The following is a 17,366-nucleotide window of genomic DNA, read 5'->3' on the forward strand; positions in this document are numbered from 1 at the left end:
GAAGTGAATGAGTCATAAAGTAAAGCTAGAGGAAGTTACACAATTTTCAGATGAACAGTATAACGAAACGATGAATTTTATAGAAGGAATTGATGAAGTTCGTTTAAATATTGACCAAATCATTCAAATGGATACATTCCAAGGGAAAACAGCAGATAATTCAAAAGCATATTTTGACCAAATACACAAAGCTATCCTGCAAGCATTTGAAGATTTGTTCACAGCTTTATCGAAAACAATTGACAATCATATTGAAGCCTTTCAAGCGAATGTCGATGCTAATGAATCAGCTATTGTTGAGAGTAACTATTTAGAAGAGCAAGTTACAAAAATCGATGATCATTATAATGAACTATCTCAAGTCTCGCAAGATATTAATCGCATTATTCAAAGTGTATCAGACATCTCAAGTGCTACAACACCAAGCTTAAACAATGTTACGAACCATCAAGAGGATGTCGTTGAAGTGCCAACAAAATTAGCTAAGAATTTATCCGAATTTACGAGTAGTGGAAAAAATGATATTAGTAATCTTAGTGCGATTATTACCGAAATAGAGTCGTTAATAAGTCAGATAGAGGCAAAGAGAGGCTCGTCTCAAAATAATAGCAATTGGTTTAAAGAAGGGTTAGACTGGGCTTATGAAAATAAAGTTTTACTAGGTACAGCCGGGAATGTTGTAGGTCAATCACGAACCGCATCTTCAAGTACTGCTATGTACAATGCAGGAAAAGATGGGGGATTAAATACATCGCAACATCGAACATCAACAGGGACAGGGTATCGGATCACTGCTACAAGCGATGCATTAGAGCAGCTAGGAGTAAAACCAGATGGTCAAGCAAGACGTGATTTGAATCATCGTTTACCTAAGAATGGTCAACCTTTAAATACAGTGCAGCAACAGCGTGCAAGAACGAATCAAACGACTTTACGAGCGGCTGACCAAAGACCAGGAAGAACTGGTTGGACGAATACGGGGCAGCAAGCATTAAATATGCATCCGGAATTACAATATTTCGGTGCTGGTTCTAATACGTTAACTCCTGTTGGGTCAGCAAAAGAGATTGCGAAAGCAGGGGTTCATGGCGCAGCTAGAGGAGCTGTAGGAGCTTTTACAGACGTTTTGAAGAAAAGTACAAATAAGCTATCTAAAGTAGCAAAAGGAGCAGGAGTATTTGGAGCTGGTTTAAGTGCTTATACAAACTTTAGAGATGCTGAGGATGATGGCTTATCAGGTTGGAGTGCATTAGGAAGGGCTGCGAAAGATACTACCATTGATTTGGCCGTAGGTGGCGCCGTCCAAGCTGGGATAACGGCGGCAGCAACTGTAGCTATTCCAATACCGGGTGTTGGGACAGCGATAGGAGTGGTAGCAGGAATTGGAGCCAATGCTCTGCTAAATGTCAAGTTTGGCAAGAGTGATAAGTCAGTAATGGATCGAATGAAAGGCTGGTTTAGCTAATTGGAGGAACATTATGTTTAGTAAATTATCAGAAAAGGATTTTTTAGTATTAAGAGGCCCGTTTGAATCGGGAAGGCAGGCACCTGTATCATTGGGTGGTGCTATGATTATCGGTATCTTTGGCCAAGCGTTAATGGTTTTTTTAAGTCTTTTTATAGGTAACTATTCCATATTACCTTTTACAGATAAACTAGTAGCGATTCACCTATGGATAACGATTATTATTGTAGCGCTAACGATTCTATATTCATTTCCGTATTTTTATAAAAACCATCAAAAGTCTCAGTACTTGTTAAGTATTTTCATGACGCATAACTTATTGACATATTCATGGTATATTCTCCCTCTACTTACAGTAGGAGCGAAATTACCAGAAGATTATGTTTTAGAAAATGTTATAAAGTATATCTATATTACATTAGCAGTAGGGGTTATTTTGTTTATCGTAACGTGTATTCGTTTTTACATTTTGTTGTTGAAAGGGAAGTATAGAAAGGGGGCTTCGCGGGATAAATTGCGTGGAAAGTTTGAAGGGAAAATCAATATGGCCTCTATTGGAGCCGGAAGCATAGGAGTTGCGGTTAGTGTACAATATTTTATGAGAAATATCGATCTCATGGATAATGAAGTTTTGTTTATTGTTGGAATTGGGTTATTCATATTTTATATGATGATCTTTGTTCTTCCAGAACAGCTTGTCATTTTGTATTGCAAATATCGCTTTAAAAGCTTCAATTTTAAACCAACTGGGAAGCATTTAACATTAATTCCTCTGCAAGAAACAGAGGAAGATGAAAAGACTTCTCTCAAATGATCAATAGAAAGGGTGATATGAATGACAATTGAAAAACGGCCACTTCAATTTGATAATCTATTAGTTTACGAAAAAACACAGCTGCGAACCGATTGGCAGGAAGGTTTTTTTATGATGGAGGATTTATTGCTTACTGAAGGGATTTATAAAACAGGTCCTGTCTTTTTCTCTGTTGCACCTACAGAAGGGGAAAAGTCCTTTGGGCATTTTACATATTACTTACCGATTAATGAAGCGGTTCGTCTTGAGAATGAACCGGACTTTCGCTTTGAAGGAACGGTTCAAGTAGAGAATGCCCTCGTATTAAGACAAGCGAATAAAGAGGTTGATTTTCATGCTGCTTATGAGAGAGTACGAGAGTATGCGAGTGAACAAGGCATTTTGTTAGAAGATACGTTTTATTGTGTGTTACTAGAAGTGTATGGTGATATGATGATCGATTTGTATGTGCCGATTCAAGGGCGAGGCGATCAAAGATGATAGATAATCATAAGATCGCCTATCGAAATGTTGTATCGAAATATTATCAATTTGTACCGGAAGAAATTGAACTAGCGTTTAAAGATTTTGAAGCGTTTTTGGAGCGATATAACTACCACCCAACGGGTACCGCTATTTTCTCCATTATGAGTGATCCTACCGATGAAGTGATGACAGCGGAAATCTTTTTTGGAATAGAGGAAGAACAATTTAACGTAGACTCAGACGATTATGTGCGCTTCCGTAGCTATTTTTCGGTGAGTCCGATGTTAATGACTCGCGTAGAAGGGAATATCGAGGAGCAAGCACAAGTGAAGTATTGGGAGTTAATCGAGCGTTTAAACCATCTTGGCTTAGAACAAGCAACTCCTGTATTCGTGGAATATAAAAGAACTCATTCAGATAAGTCGTATATTGAGATGAGTGTTGGGTACCGATGACAATAACAAAAGGAGATATGAAATCATGAGACACATTTTATTAACAACTATCTTATTAGGAATGATCTTAGTCGGCTGTAATTCAGAGGATACGAGTACAGATGGAGAAGGAGCTGATATGAATATGGAAGAAGATAATCAAGTCGAAAATGAGGAAGAAGAACTTGATCTCATAGATGAAGAAGAGTCTTCTATGAATGAGGAAGAGGAGATAGACCTGATTGATGATGAAGCTGTGGAACATACAGAACTTGAACCACTACAGCTTCAAGTGAATAAGATTGATCAAGAAGCGGGAGTGACGATTGAAAATCATCCATTGTATGCCGATATTAATGAAGTTGTGACAGCTTAACCTGATATGGGCATTCCAAATGATTTTGGTGTCGTTCCGATTGATATTTACATAACTGAGGAAGGGAGCAATCTTTTCTTCTTAGCAGTGAATCGTTTAGAAGTCCCAATTACAAATGTTTCATTTGATTTTACATTAGGAAATACAGATGGAGAACTTGTATTTGATCAGGTCGAGATTTATTTAAGTGAAGAAGAGTTTGGCGTTATTGAACCTAACCATACACTGCCTTTTTTCCTCGAACTAACGCCAGAGAGTGAGGAATTATATGAATCATTAACAATGGACAATATGTTCATGGATATTGCGAACTTTTCAATGGATGTAGAAGAATAAAGGTGGTCAGGGTGGGCAACCGATTGGTTGTTCATCCTTGAAGTGTTTATGGGGTAGGAAGAAGGAATGAAGTATATGAAGCTGATTCCGATTTATACAAAAATTATTAAAGATGGACGAAATTACACGATATTTCTTGATGGAAAAACAAGGTTTACATATAAGGCTGACCATAAGGATTCCGGCCAAGATTTTTTAAAACCCTCTTACTGGATTTTTATTTTTACTTTTATAGGTGTCATGAGAGCAATACAAGGAATTAATTTACCATTTTCAAAGATTGGAACCATCATTGGTGTCATTGTGCTTGGCATAATTTCCGGTAAGTATTTCTATAAGAAATTCGGATATAGAGACGTGAAAGAAATTTATTTAACAGAATCAATGATCGAAGATTATATCGAAAAAGGAAAGAAAGTATTCAAACTTGAGGTGTGGATTGCAGCTATTAGTTTTGTAATCTTTCTTATCCTAATTATTTCCTATTACTTTACTTCTTCTTTAGCTTTATTAATCTTCTCTTTTTTTGCATTCGTGTTTTTTATAGTCTATTTGAATAGATTACCAAAAGAAAGAATTAGATTGTATAAAGATTAACAAATGACATGACTTCCTGAAAGTCTAGTTTTTTATATATGACAAAGAGTAACTGTCGACAAAAATGTCCGCACTGAAGGTTTGAATGAGAAGCGGATTTTTTCACAACGTGAGATATAGAAGGGGTTGTAAATGAAGAGTCTACTATGAAAAATACAAAAGAATTACATTTCTATCCGCCAAAATTGAAGATCTTGTATTTAGTGCTCTTAAGTTCGGTATTTAGCACATTCGGTGTTGTGATATTCGGACATACCTATAAATATGGAGATTTTTTTTGAAGTATTTTAAGCGCACTATTGATCTTGTTTTTTAGTTTTTTGATCTTTATTTTATTTAAAAAGTTGTTGAATCCAAAACCGTATCTTACCTTAACCGAAGAAGAGTTAATTATTCAACCTTCTTCCAAGCACCCAACTTCGATCAAATGGATAGACATAGAAGGCTACAATGTTTGGGAGGTAGATTTTGATAAATTTATAGAGCTCTTGTTAAGTGATGAGGAAAAATACCGTGCACGTATGTCTAGTAAAATGAGAAAGCTCAATAAACTTAACGAAGTGATGAATCTTGCTTCGTTTGCTATTGCGTTGGGCCATGTGAAACGTAAAGATAGGCGAAAGCTTGTTCAAGAACTAGGTAGACGTACATTTAAAGAAGTAAATCTATTGACCACCAATGATGTAGATAAAAAACGCCAAGTGAATGGTAAATACTTTTTGAAATCATATGTGTTTAGTTTGATTTTGACAGGCGTGATGTATTTTCTTATTTATGTACCCACGAATAATGATAATATGCCATTTCTCATTACATCGTTTTTCTTATATCCCTTTGCAAAAATTATATATGATGTCTTATTGGGATTCAAACTTGATTACAGGATGGAAAAGCAGTCATTTATATCTGTGTATTATATCCAACTTAGATTTATCATTCACTTAATTCTTTATTTTGTTAGTCTTTTTCTTGCTCCAATTGGTTTTCTTTATTTGATCTTGAGAGCAATTCGAAGATTTATAAAAAAATGGAGGATATCAGAATAATTTAATGATCGTTCAGACATTATTTTACTGTTAGTGGTAGATGAGGAATATTCTTTAGACTAAGAAATCTGAGAGCTAAATTGGGCATGAAGCGACGTGTCAAAAGCGATAATAACATTTTATAAAAAACAAAGCGAAAAACGAAAGGACTACCATCGGGGCAGGGTAACCTACCCCAATGGTTGTGAAATGTCTTTTAACCTTAAAATGTAACCTAAAATCCATAAAAGAAATTAACTAATTTATGTCCGAGATATATTCCTAAAATCCCGATGATACCAGGAAGTGCAGGGGGGGACGGTATAGGGAGTTTAATCCATGTAAAGACTATTCCAACAATTAGACCAGCAATTAAAGCTAGTAATATTTCCTGCATGAACCTCATCCTTTATAAATTTATTTGTTAAACTATTTATAACTGTTTGCAGCTTATAGTATAATCATGACGATTGCGCCATTTAACAAATTAGCCAGTGTAGCAGCAATGAGTGCCTTTATTGCTAGTTGCTGAACTTCTTTTTTACGGTGAGGGACCATTCTTGAAAGCATCCCTACAATACTCCCTGCAGCTCCGAAATTTGCAAATCCGCTTAAAGCAAAAGTCAAGATTGCAATTGAACGATCAGAGAAACTTTCTAGACCTGTGGAGAAAGAGGCAAATGCAACAAATTCATTTAATAGAAACTTTTGAGCAAGAAGATTTCCTGCCATAACCGCTTCATTCCAAGGAATTCCAATAATAAATGCGACTGGAGAGAATAGGTAACCAAATAATATTTCTAATGAAAGATTCTCCAGTCCAATAAGGGAACCTCCAAAACCCAGTATTCCGTTTAATAATGCAATAAGACTAATAAACATAATAAGCATTAAACCTACGTTCACTGCGTAATGCAATCCCTCTTTTGAGTTCACAAAAATAACATCTATTAAATTTGTATCTTCCTTATCGTTTGTCATCGTATCATCATTTCTTTTCCATTCGTCTCTATTAATTTCATCCGACTCCGGAATAACAAATTTTGCGATCATTAACCCTGCAGGGGCTGACATGACTGCTGCTGAGAGAAGATATTTAATAGGAATACCCATAGCTGCAAGTCCCATCAAAACAGCGCCTGAGACAGAAGCAAGTCCACCAACCATGACAGAAAATATCTGTGATCTTGACATAGTTGAGATGTATGGCTTCACCACTAGTGGGGCTTGCGTATTACCGATAAAAATATTTGCTGCAGCTGCAACAGATTCTGCATAAGAGGTTTGCATTACTTTTGAAATAAATCCACCTATTATCCGTACAATATGTTGCATAATCCCAAAGTAATAAAGTAATGCAATTAAAACTGTTAAAAATATAATCATTCCAAGTACAGTAACTGCGAAGACTCCAACCTCTCCATTATTATCAGCTAATGGTCCAAAAACAAATGACAATCCTTCATTCCCATAGCTTATGAGATTATTTATTCCAGTAGAAGCAAATTGAATGATATCCTGTCCTATATCCCATCTCAAAACTAAAATACCGAAGATTACTTGCAAGAAAAAGCCGACAGTTACAGTACGGATGTTTATAAGTCTTTTATTTTCAGATAAAAGAATTGATATTAGTATAATTACACTACACCCAAACATGCCCCAAATAATATTCATCATTCAGCCCCCTTGGATTATTTTGTCAAAAACGGTCGATTATTAGCTGCCAGTTATCACAAACTAGCAGCTAGATATACTAATAAGGTAAATTCATAAACTTAAGCTTTGTGAACAACCTCTTTGATTAACCTGATAAATTTGTCCTTTGCTTGACCGGCGACATCAATAACCTCCTGGTGGCTTAATGGCTGATCAAGAATTCCACATGCCATATTTGTTAAACATGAAATTCCTAGAACTTTTATTCCTGAATGAACAGCTACAGTTGTTTCAGGTACAGTGGACATGCCGATGGCGTCTCCCCCTAATGTCCGAATCATTCTGATTTCTGCCGGTGTTTCATAAACCGGTCCACTCCACCATCCATAAACTCCTTCTCGCAAAGTAATGCCTTGTTCTTTTGCAATTTCCTTACTTAATTTTCTCAATTCCTTCGTGTAAACTTGTGAGACATCCGGGAATCTAGGGCCAAGTTCTACATTGTTTTTTCCGATAAGCGGATTTGTGCCTACAAGGTTGATATGGTCCGTAATTAGCATGAGCTCCCCTGGATTAAAAGAGGTGTTCACAGCACCACAAGCATTTGTAACGATCAGCGTTTCAATTCCTAATGCTTTCATTACACGAACAGGAAAAGTTACTTCATCTAATGTGTATCCTTCGTAATAGTGATACCTCCCTTTCATTGCAACAACAACTTTTCCTTTTAATTTTCCAATGACTAATTGGTTTGCATGACCTTGGGCTTCTGACTTAGAAAAATAAGGAATGTCTTCGTATGGAACAGTTACAGATTCTTCAATATGATCAGCCATGTCACCGAGACCCGAACCAAGGATTATACCAATTTCAGGTTCGAATTCAGTTAATCCTTTTATATAATCTTTCGCACTATTAATTTCATTTGTAGTATGCAAAAATATCTCCTCCTAATTTTATTAATTACAATTGATTTTTATAAATGTCGCATATTATTGATGGCTATATACCACCCCCTAAATTAATTGTAGACCGGTCTACATAATTAACTTTAAAAAACAGGATGTATTGAACGAAAGATTACGAATTACTTCTTTAACAGAGAAGGAATAACATTTGAAATAACTCTTAAAGGTTCCCCATCCTTTCTAGTTAAACATATAACTAAAGCCCCTTGAATCATGGCATTCACCGTCATCGCAACTTCATATGCAACAGCTTTCTCATACCCGTTATCGAGAAGTTTTTCTGCAAATATTTTATGCCAACTTTCAAATACACTTTGGCATGTTTTCCTTAGGTTATCACTTATATCTGAGGTCTCAAGGACAATTGCAGCAATTGGGACCCCCTGGAAATAGTTATCTTTATCAAATCGCTCAGCACTGTCCAGGATGTAATTTTGAATGGCTTCTGTCGGGTCAGAATAATAGTTTAGTTTTTCTTTAATGAAATCAGATACACTTTGCTTAGTCCATTCGATTGCTTCTGTTGCTAGTTGTTCCTTACCATTTGGAAAATGATAATAGATAGAGCCTTTAGGGGCTCCACTATGTTTAATAATGTCATTTAAACCAGTACCAAAATAACCTTTTGATTGAAGCAAATAAGCCGTTGTTTTTATCATATCTTCGCGTGAATTTCTTTTCATGTGTCTATGTCCTTTCTAAAAATATATCAGTCAGTCTACATATTTATCGTAATATGAAAAAACAAAAAAGTAAAGAGTATTCAGAAAAAACAAATTTTTCGGGAAAAGTACAATTTGAGTTTGGCTTTGGTTTATCGTATACGGACTTTACGATAGATGCTGAAGAAGCGAAAGTAGTTAAGAGAGATAGGGAAACGTTCATTGAGATTGATGTTTCGGTAAAAAATTGTGGAACTAGTTATGCTGGAAAAGAAGTTGTTCAAGTGTATGTGGAATCCCCACAAGGAAAGTTAGGAAAACCAGCAAAAGTGTTGGCTGCATTTAAGAAAACAAAAGAATTACAAGCTGGTGAATCAGAGCACTTAACGATTAGCTTCCCTGTTCATTCTTTGGCCTTCTATGATGATGGAGGTGTGACAGGTCATCCTTCCTCTTATGTGTTAGAAGCTGGAAAGTATAACGTATTTGTAGGAAATAGTGTAAGAAATCTAGTGAACATAAATATTGGTGACATGAGCAGCTTTGAACTAGAAGCTTTAGAAGTGGAGGAACAACTAGAAGAAGTTTTAGCGCCAACAATGTCGTTGAAACGAATGATGCCAAGTCGTCAAAAAGAAGATGGTACGTATGAACTTACCTATGTAGATACGCCAAAACAAAAAGTTTCATTAGGAGAGAGAATAGAAATTGGAGTTAGAAGATGTTAAGTCTGGTATATCCATTGATTGGATTATGTTCAAACAAGTGAAAGGATAAAAAATTGGCTCGTCCATTAACTAACCTTGGAACGGGAACGTAAAAGAATCAAGACAAGCTAAGATTTGTTTATGACATTTTCTATTGACAGAAAATCGTGTTCATCTTAATATGAATATATGAACAGTTACTCATGTATTCACATTTAAGGAGGAGAGGACATGTCTGGACATCACCATGGCCATAGTCACGGTACGAAAAATAAGAAAAGATTAATTGCTGCGATGGCGATTATCGGAAGTTGGATGTTTGTTGAGCTTGTTGGAGCGATTTGGACCGGTAGTCTTGCTCTGCTCGCTGATGCAACTCATATGCTTAGCGATTTCTTAAATTTGCTGATTAGTTTTGTTGCGATCGTTTTCGCGACACGCGCAGCAACAAAGAAAAGAACGTTTGGTTATCACCGGTTGGAGATTCTTGCAGCACTAGCAAATGGTCTCGCTCTTATCGGTGTAAGTGTATACATTATTTACGAAGCGATTGATCGATTTGCAAATCCATCAGTTATTCATAGCGGTCCAATGATTGTTATTGCTGCAATTGGGCTCATTGCAAATATAGGAGCACTTATCGTTTTGACAGGTGACAGCGCAAAATCGAACTTAAATATGAGAGGAGCCTATTTACATGTTCTTGGAGACACATTAGGGTCAATTTCCGCGATCGCTGCTGGGATAATCATGCTAGTGTTTCAATGGTACTGGGTTGATCCGTTATTAAGTATTCTCATTTCGATTTTAATTGCGGTGACGGCGGTCCGTCTATTAAAAGATACTTTACATGTTCTTATGGAAGGAACACCAGATCAGGTTCATATTGATGAAGTAGAAAGTGAGTTGTTAAAAATAAAAGGGGTTACGAGTGTACATCATTTGCACATTTGGAGCTTGTCATCAGAGGTGCACAGTTTTTCTTGTCACTTAGTATTAGATGTAACGAATATAGATCAACAACAGCAAATTACGCAACAAGTAAACGATTGGGTAAAAGATCATTTACACATTGATCGATGCACCGTTCAAGTGGAAACGAGTGCTAACTATGCGTGCCAGCACGTTTCTATATAAAAAATACGATCAGCCAGTCCCCACTGATTATATTCTTTGTAAACGACAGGCTCTGCTTGTGTGAATATAAACCTTTAAGGGTTGTATTCGTGAGATCTCTTTAAAAATAACGAAGAGTGTGGAAGGTATACTGTGCTTCATCCTCTTCTAGTATATTCGAGGTTGTGAATGCGTCGAAAGCGCTTGACTGCTTTTCCTACCGTCAAGGGACTCAAAATCTTCTCTTGACGGTGTCCTATGACTGCTTTTCCTACCGTCAAGGATCACGAAATCTTCTCTTGACGGTGTCCTATGACTGCTTTTCCTACCGTCAAGGATCACGAAATCTTCTCTTGACGGTACTTTTTCTACTTCTCCTACCGTCAAGGGTCATGAAATCTTCTCTTGACGGTACATTTACTGCTTTTCCAACCGTCAAGGGTCACGAAATCTTCTCTTGACGGTCCTATGACTGATTTTCGTACCGTCAAGGGACTCGAAACCTTCTCTTGACGGTGCTTTTTCTGTTTTTCGTACCGTCAAGGAACTCATAATCTTCTCTTGGCGGTCCATTTACTGCTTTTCCGACCGTCAAGGGCCACGAAATCTTCCCTTGACGGTCCATTTTCTTCTTTTCCTACCGTCAAGGAACTCTGAATCTTCTCTTGACGGTCCATTTACTGCTTTTCCGACCGTCAAGGGACTCGAAATCTACTCTTGGCGGTCCTATGACTGCTTTTCCGACCGTCAAGGGACTCAAAATCTTCTCTTGGCGGTCCATATTCTGCTTTTCCGACCGTCAAGGGTCACGAAATCTTCCCTTGGCGGTCCTATGACTGTCTTTCTGACCGTCAAGGGACTCAGAATCTTCTCTTGGCGGTCCTATGACTGTCTTTCTGACCGTCAAGGAACTCAGAATCTTCTCTTGGCGGTCCATTATCAGCTTTTCCTACCGTCAAGGAACTCTGAATCTCCTCTTGGCGGTCTTATGACTGTCTTTCCGACCGTCAAGGGACTCGAAATCTTCTCTTGACGGTCCATATTCTGCTTTTCCTATACTAATGAACGTTTAGACTTTTCCATTTAATATCGATATAATAACAATACGAACGTTGTCTAAATTTAGCTATCGGAAAATGAGGGGGAACGGAATTGGAGAAACATAATCACCATTTTTTAAAGGAAGATACGATCCATCACGTCGTATCGATGTTCCGAGCAATCGCAGATCCAACACGTCTAAAGCTTCTTCATTTATTGTCAGAGGAAGAATGCTCCGTCAATCATATTGCCGAAATTCTAGACATGAGCCAGTCCGCGATCTCTCATCAACTACGAACGCTTCGTCAGGCAAATTTGGTACGTGCCCGTCGAGAAGGACAACATATATACTATAGCTGTATTGATGAACATGTCATTACACTCATTGACCAAGCGATTACGCATGCTGAGCATGAATGAGTATATAAAAAAGAAAAATTGAATACTTACGAGCGGCTTCTCATAAGTTCACAAAACTTATGAGGAGTTTCTTTTTTTCAGTGAAGGTACACGTTTTACCATGTTTAGAAATAGCATTTCACTTCATTTGGTAACTTGGATCTATTAACTTCCAGGTCGGATTCTAAATTCTTTATCTTATCTTTACATGTTCCTGTTATAATTTTTGCGATTAAGCCAAACTAATTGGAGGGATCGTTTTTATCAAAGTGAGAAAAATCAGCGTTCGAAAGAAGGGACAGGACTAGGACTTGCTATCTCTAATAATATTTTAAAATTACATGACGTAGAATATGGGGTACGTAATACGGAAAATAGTGTATGTTTTTATTTTTATTTATATAAAAAGTAAATAAGTCAAAGAGAAAGTCATCTAGCAATTGATCTTAAATTCATGCAGTTAGATGGCTTTTTTGTTATATTTAAAAGTGCTGTTTATTTGTTTTTAACGTTATAAGATCTTTAATTAATATTCACTCTATCATTATCTTATCTTCATTTCATCCATTTACTCTATCATCATGACCAAATCATCATAGCGGTAAAAGTGAAAGGAATGTAAGATAATTGGTTAAAAAAATTCAGTTTATCATTATTTGTGTATTAGTAGTTTTACTGTTTTTTGTAGTTTTAGATCGAAATAAAAAATATCGACTAACTCGACGCACAAGTCTTAGAAATGAATGAAGAAGGAGTAGAAGACTCTATAGAGGAGACGGGAGAAAAAGAAGAGAAAATTGCCGGGGATAATGTTGAAGCATCAATGAATGAAGAGGTTAATGGAAAAACGGTTTACTTAACTTTTGATGATGGACCTAGTTCAGCGTCAATTGAGATTTTGGACATTCTCGATCAGTTTGATGCAAAAGCAACATTTTTTATGCTTGAACCAGAAATGAGAACACACCCAGACATCGTGAATCGGACGGTTAAGGACGGACATGCGGTTGCATTACACTGTGTCACTCATGATAGAGATAAAATTATTTTACCAATCAGAGCAGTCTGCATTAGATGAAATGAAGACGGTTCAAGAAACACTAGAAAAACATCTCAGGTGTTCAATCGTATTTGATTCGCACACCTTATGGTAGCATACCTTACTTAACCAATTCTTTTAGAGAAGTTTTAGGTAATAATGGATTTAAATTATGGGATTGGAATATAGACAGTGATGATTGGAATTTATCAGATGGCGAATATGTAAAGAATGTAATTTCACAAATTGAAAAACTAGATAAAGTCGGGGAAACTCCTATATCCTAATGCATGATCAAGAGGAAACAGCGAATCATCCATCTATTTTATTAAGTTACTTACAAGAACATAGGTATCAGACAAAAATAATAGATGAACATATAGAACCTTATAACTTTAAGTGTTATGATCGTTGTTATCGTGTCGGTGAAAGAAATTAAGTAACCTATGGATATGAAAAGAAGAATCGTAGATAAGTGAGGGAATGACATTGAGGAAAAGAAGATCAAAAATGAAAAGATGGAAAAAAATGATCCTTTCATTCGTATTACTATTGTTCATCACGGTCATTGGGTATAGTACGTATTTATTTATGAATGTATATGGGGCAACGAAAGAAGCTCATGTAGAGATAGAACGTGAAGATAATAAGTCAGAGCTTCGAGAAGAAGAAGTGACCATCGGTGATGATCCGATATCCATTTTGTTAATGGGGATCGAGGATTACGAAACGAACGGTCAAAATGGTCGTGCAGATACACTCATTGTTGTCACACTAAACCCACGTACTGAGCAAATGACAATGACAACTGTACCACGTGACACAAGAATGGAATTTACTGCCGTTGAAGCAGGACAATATGCAGGTTTCCATAAGATTAATGCAGCATATACGTATGGATCGATTACTGGATATGGTGAAGAAAAACTTACGATCGAAAAAGTAGAGCAATTGCTTGATATTCCAATTGATGAATATGTCGCTGTTAATTTTGATGGATTTAGAGATATTGTGGATGCACTAGGTGGAGTCACAGTTGATATTAAACAGCCGTTTTATGAAAAGAATTTCTATGTTAGTGGTGAGCACTTCTATTTTGAAGAAGGAGAAAGTTTATTAAATGGGGAAGAAGCTTTGGCGTTTGTAAGAATGAGAAAACATGAAGCAAATGCTAACTATTCTCGTGATGAAAGGCAGAGTCAATTTATCGAAGCAACGATTGATGAGGCGATTTCAACAGGAACACTTTTTAAAATGGGAGAAATCACAAATATTTTAGGTGAAAATGTAAAAACAAGCTTTAGTCCGAAAGAGATTTTCGATTTACAGCAAAGCTATTCTTCCATCAATACATCTGGAATCAAAACGTTTGAAATAGATGGACAAGATGAAATCAGGGACAATATCTATTATTTCATCCCAAATGAAATGGACTTACATAAAGTATCAGAGCAATTAAAGCAAGAACTGGAATTGTCAATCGACAATGAAGAACCAAGCGCTGTGAATGATCAGAATATGGAAGTTGAAAGGAATTAGACCGACAAGATTTTTGCTGCAGTTCAGCTGGAATCTATCATATTATTAACCACGAAGAATCGATGGATATATTAGATGTAAAAATGAAAGAGGTGTGTGGTACAGGCTCTCAATCGATTGTAAAGACAAACCTTGGATGTATGTTGCAAATAATCTCGGAATAGAACGTGCTTGAGTGAGCAACTCCATGGATACCGTATATCTCGTTGATCTATTATTGGAGGCCGATCAACAACATAAGTAAACCTATTTCTAGAGCAACTCTAGTTTTCCTAATTCTTAGTTTTATAAGTTTCAGCAATTATGAAAGTGTGTCCCTCTATCATTGTTGTGTATTTGTCCTAAATCCTCTTTTCATAGCAGTAGTAAGAGGGGGGATAAATTCACAGTAAAATAGTCGCAAGAAAAATTTGACAAATGAGTTTAATTATAGTATTCTAAACTTGTCTCATACAACCAACGGGTTGTATATCCACTTAAAACTACAGGATCTACTAAAACAAGGCCAATGTGCCGGAATTGATCCAGTAGGATCCAAAAAAGGAACTACCTTAGGTAGTTCCTTTTTTCTATAAAAAAATCCAGAAATATGTTACAATTTTCCTATAATAGCCATTATATGGAGGTGCTTTTATGTCGAAAGGTTACACCATTGGTCTGGATATAGGCGTTGGTTCAGTTGGTTTTGGGGTTATTGACAAAAGTCAGCAAATTATTGAAGCTGGAGTAAGACTGTTTCCAGAAGCAGATGTTTCTAACAATGATGGTAGAAGGTCTAAAAGGAGTACTAGGAGATTAAAGAGGAGAAGAAAGCATCGTAAGGAAAGACTTCAGTATTTGTTGGCGAAACACGATTTCTCTCCTCATATTACCTCTGAAAAATGTCCCTACAACATTAGAGTGAAGGGACTAAAAGAACCACTAGAAGAGTCAGAATTAATGTCAGCTCTATTCCATATAATCAAGCGTCGTGGAGTTCATAATGTCTCTAACATAAATTTAGAAGAAGAACAAGGGAATGATGATTCACTATCTACAAAAGAGCAATTAAAGATTAACGAAAGTAAATTAAAAGAGAAATATGTTTGTGAACTACAATTGGAGCGGCTAAAAGCTGAAGGGCAAGTACGTGGTCACAAAAATCGATTTAAAACAGACGATTATGTGAAAGAAGCAAGAGCCTTACTTTTAAGACAGAAACAATATGATACAAGAATAGACGACGATTTTATTAGTTCTTATATTTCATTAGTTGATACTAGGAGAGAATACTACGAAGGTCCTGGTACTGGAAGTGAGTATGGCTGGGATCAAGATATCGAAAAATGGTATCGTCAATTAATGGGGAAATGCAGCTATTTCCCTGAAGAGACGAGAGCTGTACGACAATCTTACTCTGCACAGTTATATAACGTGTTAAATGATTTAAATAACTTAACATTATTAAGAGACGAAAATTCGAAATTATCTGTAAAAGAAAAAGAAGAAATTATTAAAAAAGTATTTATGGATAAAGGGAAGCCTACCTTAAAGAAAATCTCAAAGGTTTTAGAAGTACCAGAAGAGGACATTCGCGGATATCGCATCAATAAGAAAGAGCAACCTGAATTTACTTCTATGGAACTTATTCAAGAATTAAGAAAGATCGATACGTCTTTAATAGAGTTACCTAGTTCAGTGCTCGATCAAATTGCTGAAATATTAACAATATGGCAGGAAGAGAATGAAAAGAAAGATAAATTAATAGATTTGGAATTAAATATAAAAACCAATATTATTAATGAAATAGCAAAGCTGAACTTTACAGGTACGCATGCGCTCAGTTTAAAAGCAATTAATCTTTTGTTACCTGACCTATGGGAAACTGAAAAAAATCAAATGCAATTGTTTTCTGAAAAGGGCCTAATTCCAACCAAAATTGAATTAAAGGGAAGAAGCAAAATCCCTGTAGAATATGTTGATGATTTAATTCTTTCACCGGTCGTTAAACGCTCGTTCACCCAAGCAATCCGTATCGTGAATACCTTAATCAAAAAATATGGTGAGCCGACAGCGGTGGTAATCGAACTTGCCCGTGAAAAGAACAGCCAAGATAAAAAGGTATTTTTAAATAAACTGCAAAAAGAGAATGAGGCAATAAATAAACAGGTCCGCGCAAAATTAGAGGAATTTGACTTGGTTGAACAACCAGGAATGTTCAATAAATTACGTCTTTGGCATGTACAAGATGGGAGATGCATGTATTCACTAAAATCAATTAGTATAGAAGATTTAATTATAAACCCAGCAAACTATGAAATCGATCATATCATTCCTCGCTCTGTTTCATTCGACGATTCTCAGGCTAACAAAGTGCTAGTATTATCAGAAGAAAATCAAAAAAAAGGAAATCGAACACCATATCAATATTTAAAATCCGGGTTAGGTGAGATTCCATATGAAAAATTTAGAAGCCACATCCTTCAATTAGCTAAGTCAAAAGAAAAAATGCCGAAGAAAAAACGTAACTATTTGCTTGAAGAACGGGATATAACGAAATATGATACTCAAAAGGAGTTCATTAACCGTAATTTGGTTGATACTCGTTATGCGACGAGGGAAATTATGCTACTTTTAAAGTCTTATTTTAAAGTGAATGAGAAAAATGTAGTCGTTAAATCCATAAATGGTTCGTTTACAAATTATTAAAGAAAACTATGGGGGCTTAATAAGGATCGTGATGAA

At 36.2% G+C, this 17,366-nt stretch carries 20 protein-coding genes and 1 pseudogene; 17 read left to right on the top strand and 4 right to left on the bottom strand.

Annotation, left to right across the window (positions count from 1 at the left end; translation table 11 throughout):
- Window positions 1-7 precede the first annotated feature (7 nt).
- The 8 genes from CD001_RS07620 (at window position 8) to CD001_RS07655 (ending at window position 5,533) form a co-directional block, all read left to right on the top strand.
- On the top strand, window positions 8-1,465 hold the full coding sequence (locus CD001_RS07620; RefSeq protein WP_096186925.1) for a T7SS effector LXG polymorphic toxin: 1,458 nt from the start codon (window positions 8-10) through the stop codon (window positions 1,463-1,465).
- A 13-nt stretch (window positions 1,466-1,478) separates the two neighbouring features.
- Complete coding sequence (locus CD001_RS07625; RefSeq protein ID WP_096186926.1) at window positions 1,479-2,279, top strand: hypothetical protein; 801 nt, start codon at window positions 1,479-1,481, stop codon at window positions 2,277-2,279.
- A 21-nt stretch (window positions 2,280-2,300) separates the two neighbouring features.
- Window positions 2,301-2,759: a hypothetical protein gene (locus CD001_RS07630; protein WP_096186927.1), complete on the top strand. Its 459-nt coding sequence runs from the start codon at window positions 2,301-2,303 to the stop codon at window positions 2,757-2,759.
- The gene (locus CD001_RS07635) at window positions 2,756-3,199 is read left to right on the top strand and encodes a DUF5085 family protein (RefSeq protein WP_096186928.1); all 444 of its coding nucleotides are present in this window, start codon (window positions 2,756-2,758) and stop codon (window positions 3,197-3,199) included. Before CD001_RS07630 ends, CD001_RS07635 begins: the two co-directional genes overlap by 4 nt.
- Window positions 3,200-3,224: 25 nt before the next feature.
- Window positions 3,225-3,554, top strand: a complete 330-nt coding sequence (locus CD001_RS07640) for a hypothetical protein (RefSeq protein WP_096186929.1) — start codon at window positions 3,225-3,227, stop codon at window positions 3,552-3,554.
- Window positions 3,555-3,560: 6 nt separating this feature from the next.
- Window positions 3,561-3,890 (top strand): hypothetical protein, encoded by a 330-nt coding sequence (locus CD001_RS07645; RefSeq protein ID WP_096186930.1) that lies wholly within the window; start codon window positions 3,561-3,563, stop codon window positions 3,888-3,890.
- A gap of 66 nt (window positions 3,891-3,956) precedes the next feature.
- The gene (locus CD001_RS07650; protein ID WP_096186931.1) at window positions 3,957-4,487 is read left to right on the top strand and encodes a hypothetical protein; all 531 of its coding nucleotides are present in this window, start codon (window positions 3,957-3,959) and stop codon (window positions 4,485-4,487) included.
- 299 nt (window positions 4,488-4,786) lie between these two features.
- A complete protein-coding gene (locus CD001_RS07655) occupies window positions 4,787-5,533 on the top strand; it encodes an STM3941 family protein (RefSeq protein WP_306454064.1) in 747 nt (248 codons plus the stop codon).
- 214 nt (window positions 5,534-5,747) lie between these two features.
- Here the strand turns inward: CD001_RS07655 and CD001_RS07660 are convergent, their stop codons facing one another.
- The 4 genes from CD001_RS07660 to CD001_RS07675 all read right to left on the bottom strand — a co-directional run bounded on the left by CD001_RS07660 (window position 5,748) and on the right by CD001_RS07675 (window position 8,822).
- Window positions 5,748-5,918 (bottom strand): XapX domain-containing protein, encoded by a 171-nt coding sequence (locus CD001_RS07660; protein ID WP_407081098.1) that lies wholly within the window; start codon window positions 5,916-5,918, stop codon window positions 5,748-5,750.
- Between the two features lie 44 nt (window positions 5,919-5,962).
- Window positions 5,963-7,192 carry a NupC/NupG family nucleoside CNT transporter gene (locus tag CD001_RS07665; RefSeq protein ID WP_257009743.1) on the bottom strand — a complete coding sequence of 410 codons (1,230 nt, stop codon included), beginning with the start codon at window positions 7,190-7,192 and terminating at the stop codon, window positions 5,963-5,965.
- 98 nt (window positions 7,193-7,290) lie between these two features.
- Window positions 7,291-8,109, bottom strand: a complete 819-nt coding sequence (locus CD001_RS07670) for a purine-nucleoside phosphorylase (RefSeq protein ID WP_096186935.1) — start codon at window positions 8,107-8,109, stop codon at window positions 7,291-7,293.
- 149 nt (window positions 8,110-8,258) lie between these two features.
- The gene (locus CD001_RS07675) at window positions 8,259-8,822 is read right to left on the bottom strand and encodes a TetR/AcrR family transcriptional regulator (protein WP_096186936.1); all 564 of its coding nucleotides are present in this window, start codon (window positions 8,820-8,822) and stop codon (window positions 8,259-8,261) included.
- 53 nt (window positions 8,823-8,875) lie between these two features.
- On the opposite strand from CD001_RS07675, the gene CD001_RS07680 reads away from it, so the two are divergent.
- The 9 genes and pseudogenes from CD001_RS07680 to cas9 all read left to right on the top strand — a co-directional run bounded on the left by CD001_RS07680 (window position 8,876) and on the right by cas9 (window position 17,330).
- Window positions 8,876-9,529, top strand: coding sequence for a fibronectin type III-like domain-contianing protein (locus CD001_RS07680; RefSeq protein ID WP_096190524.1), 654 nt, complete (start codon window positions 8,876-8,878; stop codon window positions 9,527-9,529).
- Between the two features lie 210 nt (window positions 9,530-9,739).
- Window positions 9,740-10,645: a cation diffusion facilitator family transporter gene (locus CD001_RS07685; RefSeq protein WP_096186937.1), complete on the top strand. Its 906-nt coding sequence runs from the start codon at window positions 9,740-9,742 to the stop codon at window positions 10,643-10,645.
- Between the two features lie 1,131 nt (window positions 10,646-11,776).
- Window positions 11,777-12,085, top strand: a complete 309-nt coding sequence (locus tag CD001_RS07690; RefSeq protein WP_096186938.1) for an ArsR/SmtB family transcription factor — start codon at window positions 11,777-11,779, stop codon at window positions 12,083-12,085.
- A gap of 232 nt (window positions 12,086-12,317) precedes the next feature.
- Window positions 12,318-12,476, top strand: a pseudogene (locus CD001_RS26870) (sensor histidine kinase); the annotation flags it as partial.
- A gap of 327 nt (window positions 12,477-12,803) precedes the next feature.
- Window positions 12,804-13,142: a polysaccharide deacetylase family protein gene (locus CD001_RS07700; RefSeq protein ID WP_096186939.1), complete on the top strand. Its 339-nt coding sequence runs from the start codon at window positions 12,804-12,806 to the stop codon at window positions 13,140-13,142.
- A gap of 53 nt (window positions 13,143-13,195) precedes the next feature.
- Window positions 13,196-13,390 (top strand): polysaccharide deacetylase family protein, encoded by a 195-nt coding sequence (locus tag CD001_RS07705; protein ID WP_096186940.1) that lies wholly within the window; start codon window positions 13,196-13,198, stop codon window positions 13,388-13,390.
- Between the two features lie 223 nt (window positions 13,391-13,613).
- Entirely contained in the window at window positions 13,614-14,642 is a 1,029-nt protein-coding gene (locus tag CD001_RS07710) for an LCP family protein (RefSeq protein ID WP_257009744.1), read from the top strand.
- A 62-nt stretch (window positions 14,643-14,704) separates the two neighbouring features.
- A complete protein-coding gene (locus CD001_RS27260; RefSeq protein WP_407081099.1) occupies window positions 14,705-14,806 on the top strand; it encodes a hypothetical protein in 102 nt (33 codons plus the stop codon).
- 469 nt (window positions 14,807-15,275) lie between these two features.
- Complete coding sequence (gene cas9 / locus CD001_RS07720; RefSeq protein ID WP_179298651.1) at window positions 15,276-17,330, top strand: type II CRISPR RNA-guided endonuclease Cas9; 2,055 nt, start codon at window positions 15,276-15,278, stop codon at window positions 17,328-17,330.
- Window positions 17,331-17,366: the final 36 nt, after the last annotated feature.

This window comes from Evansella halocellulosilytica (genome assembly GCF_002335745.1).
GTDB lineage: Bacteria > Bacillota > Bacilli > Bacillales > Salisediminibacteriaceae > Bacillus_CA > Bacillus_CA halocellulosilytica.